At 72.5% G+C, this 14,640-nt stretch carries 16 protein-coding genes; 9 read left to right on the forward strand and 7 right to left on the reverse strand.

The window, feature by feature from the left end:
- Positions 1-93: 93 nt before the first annotated feature.
- Genes AC4H2G_RS06805 through ctaC form a run of 3 tightly spaced genes read right to left on the reverse strand, consistent with a single transcriptional unit; the run spans position 94 to position 3,238 of the window.
- On the reverse strand, positions 94-492 hold the full coding sequence (locus AC4H2G_RS06805; protein WP_494365011.1) for a cytochrome c oxidase subunit 4: 399 nt from the start codon (positions 490-492) through the stop codon (positions 94-96).
- Positions 489-2,318 (reverse strand): aa3-type cytochrome oxidase subunit I, encoded by a 1,830-nt coding sequence (gene ctaD / locus AC4H2G_RS06810; protein WP_435736210.1) that lies wholly within the window; start codon positions 2,316-2,318, stop codon positions 489-491. The genes AC4H2G_RS06805 and ctaD overlap by 4 nt, the downstream gene beginning before the upstream one ends.
- On the reverse strand, positions 2,318-3,238 hold the full coding sequence (gene ctaC, locus AC4H2G_RS06815) for an aa3-type cytochrome oxidase subunit II (protein ID WP_494365012.1): 921 nt from the start codon (positions 3,236-3,238) through the stop codon (positions 2,318-2,320). The genes ctaD and ctaC overlap by 1 nt, the downstream gene beginning before the upstream one ends.
- A 367-nt stretch (positions 3,239-3,605) precedes the next feature.
- Between ctaC and AC4H2G_RS06820 the strand changes: the two genes are divergently transcribed.
- Entirely contained in the window at positions 3,606-4,751 is a 1,146-nt protein-coding gene (locus AC4H2G_RS06820; RefSeq protein WP_494365013.1) for a cysteine desulfurase family protein, read from the forward strand.
- Positions 4,748-5,092 (forward strand): sulfurtransferase TusA family protein, encoded by a 345-nt coding sequence (locus tag AC4H2G_RS06825; protein WP_494365014.1) that lies wholly within the window; start codon positions 4,748-4,750, stop codon positions 5,090-5,092. The genes AC4H2G_RS06820 and AC4H2G_RS06825 overlap by 4 nt, the downstream gene beginning before the upstream one ends.
- A 61-nt stretch (positions 5,093-5,153) precedes the next feature.
- Here the strand turns inward: AC4H2G_RS06825 and erpA are convergent, their stop codons facing one another.
- Complete coding sequence (gene erpA / locus AC4H2G_RS06830; RefSeq protein ID WP_494365015.1) at positions 5,154-5,504, reverse strand: iron-sulfur cluster insertion protein ErpA; 351 nt, start codon at positions 5,502-5,504, stop codon at positions 5,154-5,156.
- Between the two features lie 223 nt (positions 5,505-5,727).
- Here erpA and AC4H2G_RS06835 point away from each other — a divergent pair, with 223 nt between their 5' ends.
- A complete protein-coding gene (locus tag AC4H2G_RS06835; protein WP_494365016.1) occupies positions 5,728-6,156 on the forward strand; it encodes a VOC family protein in 429 nt (142 codons plus the stop codon).
- A 40-nt stretch (positions 6,157-6,196) separates the two neighbouring features.
- Here AC4H2G_RS06835 and AC4H2G_RS06840 read toward each other — a convergent pair whose 3' ends face one another.
- Positions 6,197-7,576 (reverse strand): glycerate kinase, encoded by a 1,380-nt coding sequence (locus AC4H2G_RS06840; protein WP_494365017.1) that lies wholly within the window; start codon positions 7,574-7,576, stop codon positions 6,197-6,199.
- Between the two features lie 130 nt (positions 7,577-7,706).
- Here AC4H2G_RS06840 and nadA point away from each other — a divergent pair, with 130 nt between their 5' ends.
- Both nadA and AC4H2G_RS06850 read left to right on the forward strand, forming a co-directional pair.
- The gene (gene nadA, locus AC4H2G_RS06845; protein WP_494365367.1) at positions 7,707-8,924 is read left to right on the forward strand and encodes a quinolinate synthase NadA; all 1,218 of its coding nucleotides are present in this window, start codon (positions 7,707-7,709) and stop codon (positions 8,922-8,924) included.
- A gap of 53 nt (positions 8,925-8,977) precedes the next feature.
- Positions 8,978-9,577 carry a DJ-1/PfpI family protein gene (locus tag AC4H2G_RS06850; RefSeq protein ID WP_494365018.1) on the forward strand — a complete coding sequence of 200 codons (600 nt, stop codon included), beginning with the start codon at positions 8,978-8,980 and terminating at the stop codon, positions 9,575-9,577.
- Positions 9,578-9,614: 37 nt separating this feature from the next.
- On the opposite strand, the gene AC4H2G_RS06855 is transcribed toward AC4H2G_RS06850, so the two are convergent.
- The gene (locus AC4H2G_RS06855; protein WP_494365019.1) at positions 9,615-9,992 is read right to left on the reverse strand and encodes a DUF3817 domain-containing protein; all 378 of its coding nucleotides are present in this window, start codon (positions 9,990-9,992) and stop codon (positions 9,615-9,617) included.
- Between the two features lie 66 nt (positions 9,993-10,058).
- Between AC4H2G_RS06855 and AC4H2G_RS06860 the strand changes: the two genes are divergently transcribed.
- Both AC4H2G_RS06860 and AC4H2G_RS06865 read left to right on the forward strand, forming a co-directional pair.
- A complete protein-coding gene (locus AC4H2G_RS06860) occupies positions 10,059-10,592 on the forward strand; it encodes an acyl-CoA thioesterase (protein WP_494365020.1) in 534 nt (177 codons plus the stop codon).
- Between the two features lie 54 nt (positions 10,593-10,646).
- Positions 10,647-11,456, forward strand: coding sequence for a DUF8817 family protein (locus tag AC4H2G_RS06865; protein ID WP_494365021.1), 810 nt, complete (start codon positions 10,647-10,649; stop codon positions 11,454-11,456).
- An 11-nt stretch (positions 11,457-11,467) separates the two neighbouring features.
- On the opposite strand, the gene AC4H2G_RS06870 is transcribed toward AC4H2G_RS06865, so the two are convergent.
- Positions 11,468-12,865, reverse strand: coding sequence for a dipeptidase (locus tag AC4H2G_RS06870; RefSeq protein ID WP_494365022.1), 1,398 nt, complete (start codon positions 12,863-12,865; stop codon positions 11,468-11,470).
- Between the two features lie 63 nt (positions 12,866-12,928).
- Here AC4H2G_RS06870 and AC4H2G_RS06875 point away from each other — a divergent pair, with 63 nt between their 5' ends.
- Positions 12,929-13,531, forward strand: coding sequence for a DUF3043 domain-containing protein (locus tag AC4H2G_RS06875; protein WP_494365023.1), 603 nt, complete (start codon positions 12,929-12,931; stop codon positions 13,529-13,531).
- A 67-nt stretch (positions 13,532-13,598) separates the two neighbouring features.
- Complete coding sequence (locus AC4H2G_RS06880) at positions 13,599-14,612, forward strand: aldo/keto reductase family protein (protein WP_494365024.1); 1,014 nt, start codon at positions 13,599-13,601, stop codon at positions 14,610-14,612.
- Positions 14,613-14,640: the final 28 nt, after the last annotated feature.

Raw genomic sequence — 14,640 nt, forward strand, 5'->3', positions numbered from 1 at the left:
CACCGAGGTCATCTCGACGACGTCGGGCCCGGCCCTCCGCAAGGAGGGCCGGGCCCGACGTTCGTCATCCGCCTGCCGGCGGGTACGGGTGGGTCAGTGGGCGTGCTGCCCGCGCGAGAACTCGAAGACCCAGCCGACGAGGGCGATCGCGCCGAACGCGACGCCGACGTAGACGAGCCACCAGCCGACGGCGAGGCCGAGGAAGGTGATAGCACCGGCGGAGGCGATCGCGAGCGGCCACCAGCTCCACGGCGCGTATACACCCTGGTCGCCGGCGCCCTGCTCGACGAGTCCGTCCGGGTCGTCCTCGGGACGGGCGTCGATCCGCTTGGCGGTGAGGGCGAGGTACGCGCCGATCATGGCGACGAGTCCCGCCGTGAGGAGGATGGCCACGGATCCGACCGGCTCCCAGCCGCTCATGAACCCGTAGACGACGCCCGCCAGCACGAAGAACGGCGTCCCGTAGAGGAACAGCTTGTACTCGACCCTCACTTGCCCGTCTCCTCGTCCGTCGGGCCCGTGGTGCCGGGCTCGTCGATGATCGTCGTCGTCGTGGAGTGGCTCGCGGCCTCGTCGCTGCCGCTCAGGCGGTCGAGCGCCACGCTCTTCTCACCGCGCCGGTCGGCCTCGCCGTACACCTGCTCGAGGACGTTGGGGTTCGGCTCGGCGTGGTCCATCGCCGCGACCTCGGGGTGGTGCAGGTCGAACGCGGGCGACTCCGAACGGATCCGCGGGAGCGACGTGAAGTTGTGCCGCGGCGGCGGGCAGGACGTGGCCCACTCGAGCGAGCGGCCGTAGCCCCACGGGTCGTCCACGGTGACCTTCGGCGCGTTGCGCCACGTCGTGTAGACGTTCCAGAGGAAGGGCAGCGTCGACGCCGCGAGGAGGAACGCGCCCACGGTCGACACCTGGTTCTCCCAGGTGAACCCGTCCGACGGCGCGTAGTCCGCGTACCGGCGAGGCATGCCCTCGACACCCAGCCAGTGCTGGATGAGGAACGTCGTGTGGAAGCCCACGAACAGCAGCCAGAAGTGGATCTTGCCGAGGCGCTCGTTGAGCATGCGGCCCGTGAACTTGGGCCACCAGAAGTAGAAGCCCGCGAACATCGCGAACACGACGGTGCCGAAGACGACGTAGTGGAAGTGCGCCACGACGAAGTACGAGTCGGACAGGGAGAAGTCCAGCGCCGGGCTCGAGAGGATGATGCCCGTCAGGCCACCGAAGAGGAACGTGACGAGGAAGCCGATCGACCAGAGCATCGGCGTCTCGAACGTCAGCTTGCCGCGCCACATCGTGCCGATCCAGTTGAAGAACTTCACACCGGTCGGGACGGCGATGAGCATCGTCATGAAGGCGAAGAACGGCAGCAGGACCGCGCCGGTCACGTACATGTGGTGCGCCCACACCGTCACCGAGAGCGCCGCGATCGCGATCGTCGCGTAGACGAGACCCTTGTAGCCGAAGATCGGCTTCCGGCTGAACACCGGCAGGATCTCGGTGACGATGCCGAAGAACGGCAGCGCGATGATGTAGACCTCAGGGTGCCCGAAGAACCAGAACAGGTGCTGCCAGAGGATCGCACCCCCGTTCTCCGGGTTGAAGATCTGGGCTCCGAGCCGGCGGTCCGCGCCGAGCGCGAAGAGCGCGGAGGCCAGCGGCGGGAACGCCATGAGCACGAGCAGGCTCGTGACGAGCGTGTTCCACGTGAAGATCGGCATCCGGAACATGGTCATGCCCGGGGCGCGCATCGTGATGATCGTGGTGATGAAGTTGACCGCACCCAGGATGGTGCCGAACCCGGCGAGCGCGAGACCGAAGACCCAGAGGTCTCCCCCGAGCCCTGGACTGAACGTAGTGTTCGACAGCGGCGCGTAGGCGAACCATCCGAACGACGCAGCACCCTGCGGCGTGAAGAAGCCCGCCGAGGCGATGAGCCCGCCGAAGAGGTAGAGCCAGTACGCGAACATGTTCAGTCGCGGGAACGCGACGTCGGGCGCACCGATCTGCAGCGGCATGATGACGTTCGCGAAGCCCGCGAAGAGCGGGGTGGCGAACAGCAGCAGCATGATCGTGCCGTGCATCGTGAAGAGCTGGTTGTACTGCTCCTTGCTCTGCACGAGCTGGATCCCGGGCTCGAAGAGCTCCGCGCGGATCACGAGGGCCATGAGGCCGCCGATGCAGAAGAAGATGAACGACGAGATCAGGTACAGGTACCCGATCGTCTTGTGGTCGGTGGACGTGACCCACTTGATCACGGTCCGCCCGAGGGTCTGGCGCCGGGGCGCGAGACCCGGGATGACTTCGGCCTGCGCGACCATCAGTGCTCACCCTCCGTGGTAGCGGCGACGGGGTTCGGGTCCTGGAGGCGGCTGAAGCCCTCGACCGGGAGCTGCCCGTCCTGGCCCTTCTCCCGGAGCGCCTCCATCTGCGCGTCGAACTCCGCGCGGTCGACGACCTCGACGTTGAACAGCATGCCCGAGTGGTGCTCGCCGCAGAGCTCGGCGCACTTGCCGGCGTAGACGCCCTCGCGCTCGGGGGTCACGACGAACTCGTTCGTGCGGTGCGGGATCATGTCCTGCTTGTAGAGGAACGCGGGGATCCAGAACGAGTGGATGACGTCGCGCGAGTCGAGCACGAACCGGATGCTCTCACCGGCGGGCAGGTACAACGTCGGCAGCACCTCTCCCGTGCCGGGAGCGCCGTCGATCGCGGCCTCCTCGGTCAGCGTCTCCCCGACGTTGGCGAGGTGCTCGCCGGACTCGTAGACGTTCTCGTCGACGTAGTTGAAGTCCCAGCTCCACTGCTTGCCGATGACCTGGACGGTCATGTCGGACTCGACGTCCTTGTCCTGGATCGCGCTCATGTCGCGGTCCGTGTAGAAGAACAGGACGAGGACCATGAGGATCGGCACGGCCGTGTACATGATCTCGAGCGGCAGGTGGTAGCGCGTCTGGACCGGCAGGACGTGGTCGTCCTTGCGCTTGCGGTAGGCGGCGACGCACCACAGCATCAGGCCCCACGTGATGATGCCGACGATGAGCGCGGCGATCCACGAGCCGTTCCACAACGAGGTGATCCGTGCGGTCTGGTTGGTCACCTCCCCGTCGTCGTATCCGGGCAGGAAGCCACGCTGGACCGTGTCGCTGGCACAGCCGGACGCCATCGCCGCGACGGCGACGGCGAGTGCCGTCGCCCGCAGGATGGTGCGCCGTGTGCGGCTAGGGGGTTGCGAGTGCAAGGGGGGCCTTTCACGTCACGTCCTGCCCGAACCCGTCTCCACGAGCCCAGCACAGGACCTTCGTCCTCGACACACGAAGCCTAGCGCGGGATTCCGCCGCTCGTGCCCCGGAACGCCGCGCACCGGCAGGAGATCCCCGACACGTCCGGGCCGGTCAGGCCTGGTTCGGAACACGCCGGGCGACTCTGTCAGATCCTTCGTCCGCATCGCTGCGGCGAGGTTCGGCGGTACCGTGCTGGGGACTCGCGCACGAGACCCTGCCGGACCGCGCGAGCGCAACGATCCTGCCGGGTCGCCCGCCGTCGGCGGCCCGGTCCGGCCCGTGCGGCCCGCAGCCGCCCGCGCCCCACGCGATCCTGGAGACCTTGTGACGCACACCACCCGCGCAGCCCGCGTCCGCCTCGACAACGGCGGGCGCGCGCCCTGGCACCCGCTCGCGCGCGAGGCGTTCGAGCAGGCGCTGGACGACGGCTGGGCGGACCCGCGCCGCCTCCACGCGGAGGGTCGCCGTGCCGCGGCGCTGCTCGACGGCGCGCGCGAGGCCGTTGCCTCCGCGCTCGGGGCGCGGACCGAGGAGGTCGTCTTCACGCCGTCGCACACCGCGTCGCTCCACACGGCCGTCGCGGCGCTGGCCGCCGGACGACGACGGGTCGGCTCGCGCGTCGTCGTCGGCGCGGTCGAGCGCTCCGCGGTGCTGCACGCCGCGGAGCACGGCGGGTGCGAGCGGGTCGTGGTCCCCGTGGACGGCTCGGGCCGCGTGAGCGCCGGCGACATGTCCGACGCCGTGGCCCGGCCGGGCACGGCCCTCGCCGCCCTGCAGCACGCCAACGGCGAGGTCGGCACCCTCCAACCGCTCTCCGAGGTCCACGAGGCCGCGCGTGCGGCGGGTGTCCCCTTGCTCGTCGACGCGGGCGCGAGCCTGGGCCACGCCTCCGTCGGGGAGTCGTGGGACGCGCTGGCCGCGGACCCGGGCGACTGGGGCGCGGCCCCCGGCGTCGGGGTCCTCGTCCTGCGCTCGCGCGTGCGACGGCGCAGCCCGTTCCCGGAGGACCCGGATCCCTTCGCGCCCGGTGGCGTCAGCGTCCCGGCCGCGTTCTCCGCGGCCGTGGGTCTGCAGGCCGTCCTCGCAGACCGGGAGGCCGAGGACTCACGACGGCGCGAGCTCGTCGACCGGGTCCGCGCGCGCGTCGCCGCGATCCCCGACGTCGAGGTGGTGGGGGACGCGGTCGACCGGCTCCCCCACGTCGTGACGTTCTCGTTCCTCTACGTCGACGGGGAGGCGCTGCTCACCGAGCTCGACCGGGAGGGAATCGCGGTCGGTTCGGGATCGGCGTGCACGTCCAGTGCGCTCGAGCCGTCCCACGTCCTCGCCGCGATGGGGGTCCTCACGCACGGGAACGTCCGGGTCGCGATCGACCGCTCGACGACGGATGAGGACGTCGATCGCCTCCTCGCGGTGCTGCCGGACGCCGTCGCCCGCGTGCGCACCGCGCTGGGGGTCGAGGGCCTGTGAGCACCGGCGACGCGACCGACGAGGCGCCCGAGGGTTCCACAGGCGACCAGCCCGGGCCCGCCGTGGTGGACACCCGCGGGCTGCGCTGCCCGATCCCGGTGATCCGCCTCGCCGCGGCGGCGCGCGAGCACGGGACCGGCGACCTGCTCACCGTGTGGTCGACCGACCCGGCCGCGCGTCTCGACGTGCCGGCCTGGGCGCGCATGCGCGGTCACCGCGTCGTCGACGAGCACGAGGTCGTCGGGGATCACGAGGTCGTCGAGGAGCACGAGGATGCCGGGGAGGGCGAGCCGTCCGGAGCGCCGTCGACGTGGGCGATCACGGTCGAGCTCGGCCGCTGAGACGACGGGAGCCCGGCCCCCGTGGGGACCGGGCTCTCGAGGAGTCCGCCGGGACGGTGCGTCAGCTGAACGAGCCGCCGCACGCGCAGGCGCTGCCCGCGTTGGGGTTGTCGATCGTGAAGCCCTGCTTCTCGATGGTGTCGGCGAAGTCGATCGTCGCGCCCTCGAGGTAGGGGACGCTCATCTTGTCGACCACGACCTCGACGCCGTCGTAGTCGCGCAGGGCGTCGCCCTCGAGCAGACGCTCGTCGAAGTAGAGCTGGTAGATCAGGCCGGAACAGCCGCCGGGCTGAACCGCCACGCGCAGGCGCAGGTCGTCGCGGCCCTCCTGCTCGAGGAGGATGCGGACCTTGTCCGCGGCCACATCGGTCAGGTCGACGCCGTGGGTGGCAATCTCGGTGGTCTCGCTCATCTCGTCTCCGCGCTGTCGGGGGCACGTGTGCCCCGGTGGTGGCCGGCATTCCTGGATCTCCCGGGCGGTCCTCAACCCGAGGGTTCCCGTCAGGTCCTCAACACCACACGTGCCGGTCGTGTTCCCGAGTCTACGACGCGTGCGGGACGTACGGTCGAACACACCCGGCGGCACCCGGGACGACAGCGACGACAACCGACGAGAACCGACGACGGGAGCGGACATGGACCAGGCGGTGCACCTCCTGACGATCGCGACGCGAGACCTCGACGCCGCGCGTCGCTTCTACGGGGCGCTGGGCTGGACCGCCCAGCTCGACGTGCCCGGCGAGATCCTCTTCTACCGCTCGGCGGCCGGGCAGCTCCTCGGGTTCTTCGAGCGGTCGAAGTTCGTCGAGGACCGGGGCGTCGACGGTCAGGGCGCCTCGCCGACCGGAGTCACCCTCTCCCACAACGTCGGCTCGCGGGCCGAGGTCGCCGCACTCGTCGAGCGGATGCTCGACGCGGGCGGGGACCTTCGCAAGGCGCCGCAGGAGGGCCAGTTCGGCGGGGTCTTCCACGCGCACGTCGCCGACCCGAACGGCGTCGTGTGGGAGATCGCCCACAACCCGGCGTGGCAGGTGCTGCCCGACGGGAGCGTCGATCTCGGCTGACGCGGCCCTCGACCCGGCGCGCGCCTCCCCCCGCACGGTGTCAGGTGCGCGACCAGGTGCGCGCGACGCGCTCCACGAGGGCCCGCGGCGAGTCGCCTCCCCAGGCGTAGGCGCCGCTGAGACCCGCTGCCGCCTGCTCGCGCCGGCCGGCGACGACCGACCGCGCGACGACCACCACCGGCACGGCGTGCCGTGCGGCGCGCTGCGCGACCTCGCGGACCGCGCCCTCGCCCAGCTCGTGCGCACCGAGCTCGTCCGCGACGACCACCACGAGGTCGGCGGCGGCGAGGCGCTCGTCGAGGTCGACGGCGTCCGCGACCACGCGCAGCGCCGGGACGAGCCGTCCGCCGAGCGCCGCGACGGCGAACGCCGCGCCGCCGCCGCTGCCCGAGCCGGGGACGCCGGCGAGCCGACGCGGGCCCGACGCGGCGAGCAGGTCGCGCCCGAGCGGCCCGTGGCCGTCCCGGTCGAGCACCTCGACGGCCGCCGCCACGTCGTGCGCGACCGCGCCGAGCGCGCGCTCCAGGTCCTGGGCGACGGCGTCGTCGACCCCACGGGCCGCGAGCGCCGCGCTCGCCCCGTGCAGGCCGAGCAGCGGCGCGTCCGTGGCGACCGCCGCCACGAGGTGCACGCCGCGCAGCGCCCGGCGGGCCGAACGCAGGAGCTCGATCATCGGCGCGGCGAGCGCCGGCGCACCGTCCGTGCCCGACGACGCGTGCCCGGCCGTGCGGGGCGGACCACCGGGTCCGGTCGTCTCCGCCACCTCACCGGCCAGGGCGCGGAGCAGTCCGGCACCGCCGTCATGGCTACGCGCTCCCCCGGTCGCGAGCACGACGCGTCCCGGGTGTCCGTCGACGGTCTGGGCCGCGTCCGCGCAGAGCGCGACCAGGTGGCCGAGGGCGTCGGACGCCCGGGGCGTCGTCGACCCGTGAGCGCTGCTCGACGGGCCGTCGGGCGCGCGGTGGTCGGGTGCGCTGTCGTCGAAGTCTTCGGGTGCGCTGTTCCCGTCGGACCTGCCGTCGGGGATCGCGAGGTCGTCGACCGCCGGGACCTGGGACACGTCCGCGTAGACGGTGCCGGACCGCACGTCCCGGCGGACCGCGACCGGCACGTCCCGACCGCCCGGGCCAGGGACCACGCCGGCGAGCAGCTCGGGCGCGACGAGGGCGAGGGCATCGAGGAACGCCGGTCCTGAGCTCGCGAGCCCGACGTGGTCGACCTGCACCGCGGCCACAGGTCGTCCGGTGGCGCTCACCGTCTCCGCCCACCAGCGCGCGACGTCCCGAGGTGCCGGCGCCGCCCGCGCGGACTCGGGCCCGCCGGCCCCGCCCGGCCACGCGGGCGCCGGGTCACCCGCCCCGTCCGGCCACGCGCCGTCGGGCACCACGGGACCGGCCGAGCCGGTGACGAGGACGCGCATGCGGGGATTCTGCCAGCCCGCGGGCGCGCGACAAGGCCTCCCGTCCGTCCCGGCCGCACCGAGACATGTCGACGACACCCTGTGCGACGATGTTCCCGTGAGCACTGGTAGCACCTTGCTGGACTCCGGTCTGACCGGACCCGACGCGGTTTCTCGCGAGAACGGCTCCGGCTTCGCCGAGCCCGCCCCCTCCGCCCTCCTGCTGCTGGGGCAGGGTCGCGACCTCGCGTCCGAGCGCGGCGTCGAGTGCGTGGGCGACCTGCCCGCGCCGAGCGACCCGGACCTCGTCGAGCGCGCCCGGGCGGCGCGTGCGGCGCTGGGCGAGCGCGCGTTCGTCCTCGGCCACCACTACCAGCGCGACGAGGTGATCGACTTCGCCGACGTCACGGGCGACTCCTTCAAGCTCGCGCGCGAGGCGGCCGCACGTCCCGAGGCCGAGTTCATCCTCTTCTGCGGCGTGCACTTCATGGCGGAGAGCGCCGACATCCTCACGTCCGACGCGCAGCAGGTGGTCCTGCCCGATCTCGCGGCGGGCTGCTCGATGGCCGACATGGCGGCGATCGACCAGGTCGAGGACGCGTGGGACGCGCTCGAGGAGGCGGGGATCGCCGACTCGACGATCCCCGTGACCTACATGAACTCGTCTGCGGCGATCAAGGCGTTCACGGGTCGCCACGGCGGGACGGTGTGCACGTCGTCGAACGCGGAGGTCGCGCTGCGGTGGGCCTTCGATCAGGTCGGCGGCGTCGACGGCACGGGGAAGGTCCTGTTCCTGCCCGACCAGCACCTGGGCCGGAACACCGCGGTGCTCCAGCTCGCGATGTCGCTCGACGACTGCGTCGTGTTCGACCCGCGCAAGCCGAACGGCGGCCTGACCGACGCCGAGCTGCGCGACGCGCGCATGATCCTGTGGCGCGGCCACTGCTCGGTGCACGGCCGCTTCTCCGCGAAGAACGTGAGCGACATCCGGGCCGCGGTGCCCGACGTGAACGTGCTCGTCCACCCGGAGTGCAAGAACAAGGTGGTCACGGCCGCGGACTTCGTCGGGTCCACGGAGTACATCATCACGATGCTCGAGGCTGCGGAGCCCGGTTCGTCGTGGGCCATCGGGACCGAGCTCAACCTCGTGCGGCGCGTCGCTCGCGCGCACCCGGACAAGCAGGTGCACTACCTCGACTCGACGGTGTGCTTCTGCTCGACGATGAACCGGATCGACCTGCCGCACCTCGTGTGGGCGATGGAGTCGCTCGCCGCGGGCCGTGTGGTCAACCGGATCGTCGTGGACGCCGACGACGCGCACTGGGCGCGCGTCGCGCTCGACCAGATGCTGGCCCTGCCCGGGATCTAGCGGCCCGGCGCGACGAGGCCGTCGAGAGAACGGCGGCACGCGGAGGTGGGTGCATGAGCACCGGCAACGGGATGAACGTCGGGATCTTCGTCTTCGACGAGGCGGAGGAGCTCGACGTCGCGGGCCCGTTCGAGGTCCTCACCGCGTGGGCCGAGCACTCGGCGATCAAGCCGCACGTCTCGACGTTCTCGTGGGACGGCGGCGGCGTACGCCTCGCGAAGGGGCTGCGGCTCGTCCCCGACCGGTCCGCCGACGACGTCGGGCCGCTGCACCTGCTCGTCTACCCCGGTGGCTGGGGAACGCGCACCCTCCTCGCCGACCACGCGCACCTCGACTGGCTGCGCGCGATGCGCGCGCAGACGCCGATCATCGCCGGGGTGTGCACGGGGTCGCTCGTGCTGGCGGCGGCGGGGCTGCTCTCCGGGCGCCCCGCGACGACGCACTGGGCGCACTACGACGACCTCGCGGAGATCGACCCGAGCGTCGTGCTGGACACCGAGGCGCGGTTCGTCGACGACGGCGACGTCGTGACGTCGGCGGGCGTCTCGGCCGGCATCGACATGGCGCTGCACCTGGTGGCCCGCCTCGAGAGCCCGGACGTGGCGCGCGCGGTGCGGCGTTCGATCCAGTACGACCCGGCGCCGCCGGTGTAGGTGTACCGACCCGGGACGTCGGTCGAGCGGACCGGGCTCAGCCGACGGCCGGCGTCGTGGTGCGTCCCGAGCGGTACCGGCCGGAGCGGTGGGCCCAGACGTCGAAGGCGACGGTGCAGAAGGGCGGGACGGTCGCCGCGAGCGCGAGGAACGTGGTCCAGAGGGACCAGCGCACGCGCACCGCGACCGCGATCGCGAGCGCGACGTAGACGAGCACGAGCCCGCCGTGGATCGGCCCGAAGATCTCGACCCCTCGTTCGGTCGTCCCGGCGACCCACTTGAGGTACATCCCGACGAGCAGACCCGCCCAGGAGAACGCCTCGGCGATCGCGACGGCGCGGAACGCACGAACGACCCACGGGCGCCGCGCCGAGTCAGGGGCGGTGGGGCGAGGTGCGGTGCTCGTCGTCGTCACGCCGCGCATCCTCGCACACCCTCGTCGATACCTGATACCGGTCGTGCGGGATAGTAGCCTGCGAGCGTGACCCGTCAGCTCCAGCTCCTCGTCGCCAGCACGATGCCCCGCCGAGCCGTCCCCGGCCGGCACCCTCTCGACCCGTCGGTGACGCACCTTCGCGTCCACCCCGGTGACCTCGACTTCTACCTGCACGTGAACAACGGCGTGTACCTGCAGATGATGGACATCGCGCGCAGCAACTACATCGCCGACCTCGGCGGGTTCTCGCTCCTCAAGGACGAGGGGTGGTACCCGGTGGTCGCGGCGTCGACCATGAAGTACCGCCGTTCGCTGCAGCTGTGGGACCGGTTCGAGATCACGACGCGCGTGGTCGGCTGGGACGAGCGCGTGGTATATCTCGAACAGCTCTTCACGCGCCGAGGCGACCTGTGCGCGCGAGGACTCGTCGCGGGCCGTTTCCTCGCCCGCGGCTCCGGGGACCGGGTGCCGGCGCCGGACGTCGTCGGCCTGCTCGGCGGCGACCTGGTCTCCCCCGAGCTCCCCGACGACGTCGCGGCCTGGTCCCGCGCGCTCGACGTCGCCCACCGCACCGTCTGAGCCCACCGCGTCCGTCGGCTGAGCCCGAGTCGCCGCCGGTGGTTCGATGGGCGGATGGAGACCGACCCCTTTGACGCCACGATGGTGCCCGCGCTCCCCTGCCCCGACATCGACGCGATGCGCGACTTCTGGGTGGACCTCGGGCTCGTCGTCACCTACCGCCAGCTTCGGCCGAACCCCTACCTCGTGGTACGACGCGGAGAGTTCCAGATCCATTACTTCGGGCTCGAGGGCGTCGCGCCCGCCGACTCGTACAGCACGTGCATCGCGCTCGTCGACGACACCGCGCCCGTCTTCGACACCTTCGCCGCGGGGCTGCGCGCCCGGTACGGGCGGCTCCCGCTGACCGGCGTGCCCCGCGTCACGCGTCCGCGCCGACGGGCGAACGCGGGCGGCACCGCCGGGTTCAGCGTCGTCGACCCGGCGGGCAACTGGGTGCGGGTCATGCGGCGCCCGCCCGCCGGCTCGGACGGCTCTGACGACGGCGAGAGCCAGGAGGTCCGGGAGGACGGCACCGGCGACGAGTCGGCACGCCAGGCCTACGCCGAGCGGCCCGCGGGCCGGGTCGCGCGCGCCCTCGACGACGCCGTCGTGCAGGCCGACTCCCACGGCGACGCCGTGCAGGGACGCCGGATCCTCGCGGGCGCGCTGCGGCGCGCGGGAGACGACACCGCCCCGGCGGACCGCGTGCGCGCGCTCGCCTACCTCGCGGAGCTCGCCGTCCGCACGGACGACCCCGACGCGGCCCGCGAGCACCTCGACGCGCTCGCGACGCTCGTCCCGACGCTGGACGAGGCCGCGCGCCAGGCCGTCGGCACCGCGATCGACGACGGCGACGAGCTGCGCGCGGCCCTCGACGGCTGACGGCCGACAGGTCAGGCGCCCGCGCCGCCGAGCCGCGCGAGGAGCAGCGCCTCCGCGAGCACGACCTTCTCGAGCTCGCCCAGGTGCACGGACTCGTTCGCGCCGTGCGCGCGCGAGTCGGGGTCCTCGACGCCCGTGACGAGGATCGCGGCGTCGGGGAAGACGTCGAGCAGGTCGGCGATGAACGGGATCGAGCCACCGATGCCGATGTCGACCGGGTCCGTGCCCCACGACGTCGCGAACGCCCACCGCGCGGCCTGCATCGCCGCGGAGTCGGCGGGCGCGAGGAACGGCTTGCCCTGCTCGCCGTCGCGCACGGTGACGCGCGCGCCGAACGGCGCGTTCGCCTCGAGGTGCGTGCGCAGCGCCGCCATCGCGGCCGCCGGGTCCTGGCCCGGCGCGAGGCGCACGGACAGCTTCGCGGTGGCGCGCGGCGTGAGCGTGTTCGACGCGTGCGCGACGCTCGGCGCGTCGAGACCGATGACGGCGATCGCCGGCTTGGTCCACAACCGCCCCGCGATGCTGCCCTGCCCGGCGAGGACCGTGCCGTCGAGGAGCGACGAGTCCGCGCGGAAGTCGGTCTCCGTGTAGTCGACGGTGGGCTCGGCCCCGACGACGAGCCCCTCCACCGCGACGTCGCCCGCGTCGTCGTGCAGCGTGGCGATCAGGCGGGCGAGCAGCGTGACGGCGTCGAGCACCGGACCGCCGAACATGCCCGAGTGCACGGCGTGGTCGAGGACGGCGACCTCGACCTCGCAGTCGACGAGACCCCGCAGCGACGTGGTCAGGGCGGGGACGCCGATCTTCCAGTTCGCCGAGTCCGCGACGACGATGACGTCGGCCGCGAGCAGGTCGCGGTGCTGCCTGAGGAACGGCAGGAACGTCGGCGAGCCGACCTCCTCCTCACCCTCGACGAACACCGTGACGCCCACCGGGAGGTCCCCGAGCGACGCGAGGGCGCGCAGCGCGCCGAGGTGGGCGACGACGCCCGCCTTGTCGTCGGCCGCGCCGCGCCCGAAGAGACGGCCGTCCCGCTCGGTGGGGACGAACGGCTCGGTGTCCCACGCAGAGGCGTCACCCGGGGGCTGCACGTCGTGGTGGGCGTAGAGCAGGACCGTCGGCGCGCCGTCGGGCGCGGGGCGGCGCGCGACGACCGCGGGGGCGCCCTCGCTGCCGTCCTCGGTGGTCGCGCGCAGCACCTGGACCTCCGGGAGGCCGGCCTCGCGCAGGAGGGCGGCGACGGCGTCGGCGCTCGCCGCGACGTGCGACGGGTCGAACGCGGAGTTCGAGACGCTCGGGATGCGCACGAGCGCCTCGAGGTCCGCACGCAGGGCGGGGAACAGACCGGTGACCGTCTCGCGCAACGTGGTCACGAGGGTCGGGTCGGTCGTGTCGGGTGAGTTCGTCACGACGAGCACCGTACGTCAGCCTGGGGGGCGAGGAGCGGCCTCGCTCTCGACTACGCTGGACCCGTGTTCTCCCGCAGCAAGCCCGGCGCCACGTCGTCCGCCCCCGACCCCGTCGACGCGGCGGCCGAGATCGAGTCCGGCACGGCCACCGGCAAGGGCCGACCGACTCCCAGGCGCAAGGAGTCCGAGGCCGCGAACAAGCGCCCGCTCGTGCCGGACGACCGCCGGGCGGCGGCGAAGTCGGCGCGGGAGAAGCAGCGCGAGATGCGCGACCGCCAGTACCAGGCGATGCAGACCGGCGACGAGCGCTACCTGCCGCCGCGCGACAAGGGACCGGTCCGCCGCTACGTGCGCGACCACGTGGACGCGCGGTGGAACCTCGGCGAGTTCTTCCTCCCGATCGCCCTCGTGTTCATCGTCATGTCGCTGCTCACCGCCCAGAACCAGGGGCTCGCGTTCATCACGGTCATGGCGCTGTACGTCATCGTGCTGCTGACGATCGTCGACGCGTTCATCATGTGGCGCGGCCTGCGCAAGCGGCTCGTCAAGAAGTTCGGCGAGGTGCCGAAGGGCACGGTCATGTACGCCGTGATGCGCGCGTTCCAGCTGCGCCGGGCGCGCCTGCCGAAGCCCGTGCACAAGAAGCACGGCGTCTACCCGGAGTGACGGTCGGCACCGTCGGGCATCCGTCCGCCGGTTCCTCGGGCAACCGTCCGGCCGATAGGTTAGGGCCATGCCCAACTACCGCTACCTCGGCAACTCGGGGCTCAAGATCTCCGAGATCACCTACGGCAACTGGCTCACCCACGGCTCCCAGGTCGAGAACGACACGGCCACCGCGTGCGTGCACGCCGCGCTCGACGCCGGCATCACGTCGTTCGACACCGCGGACGTCTACGCGAACACGAAGGCCGAGCAGGTCCTCGGCGACGCCCTCAAGGGCCAGCGTCGCGAGTCCCTCGAGATCTTCACGAAGGTTTACTGGCCGACCGGCCCCGCCGGCCCCAACGACTCCGGCCTGTCCCGCAAGCACGTCATGGAGTCGATCAACGGCTCGCTGACGCGGCTCGGCACGGACTACGTCGACCTCTACCAGGCGCACCGGTTCGACACCGAGACGCCGCTCGAGGAGACGATGCAGGCGTTCGCCGACATCGTCCGCCAGGGCAAGGCCCTGTACATCGGCGTCTCGGAGTGGACCGCCGACCAGATCCGCGCGGGCCACGCGCTCGCGAAGGACCTCGGCTTCCAGCTCATCTCGTCGCAGCCGCAGTACTCGATGCTGTGGCGCGTCATCGAGGACGAGGTCGTGCCGACCTCACGCGAGCTCGGCGTGTCGCAGATCGTCTGGTCCCCGATGGCCCAGGGCGTGCTGTCCGGCAAGTACGTGCCGGGCCAGCCGCTGCCCGCGGGCTCGCGCGCCACGGACGACAAGGGCGGCGCCCGGATGATCCAGCGGTTCATGACCGACGACGTCCTGTCCCGCGTGCAGGACCTCAAGCCGGTCGCGGACGAGCTGGGCCTCTCCATGGCGCAGCTCTCCATCGCGTGGGTTCTGCAGAACGACAACGTCGCCGCGGCGCTCGTCGGCGCCTCGCGCCCCGAGCAGGTCGCGGAGAACGTCAAGGCCGCGGGCGTGACGATCCCCGCGGAGCTCCTCGCGCGCATCGACGAGGTCCTGGGGAACGTCGTCGAGCGCGACGCGCGCAAGACCGCTGAGGGCGCGCCGCAGAAGCGTCCCTCCTGACGCCTGCTGCCGCAGCACCGCACGACCG

It is taken from the genome of Cellulosimicrobium sp. BMG9.23 (genome assembly GCF_059159985.1).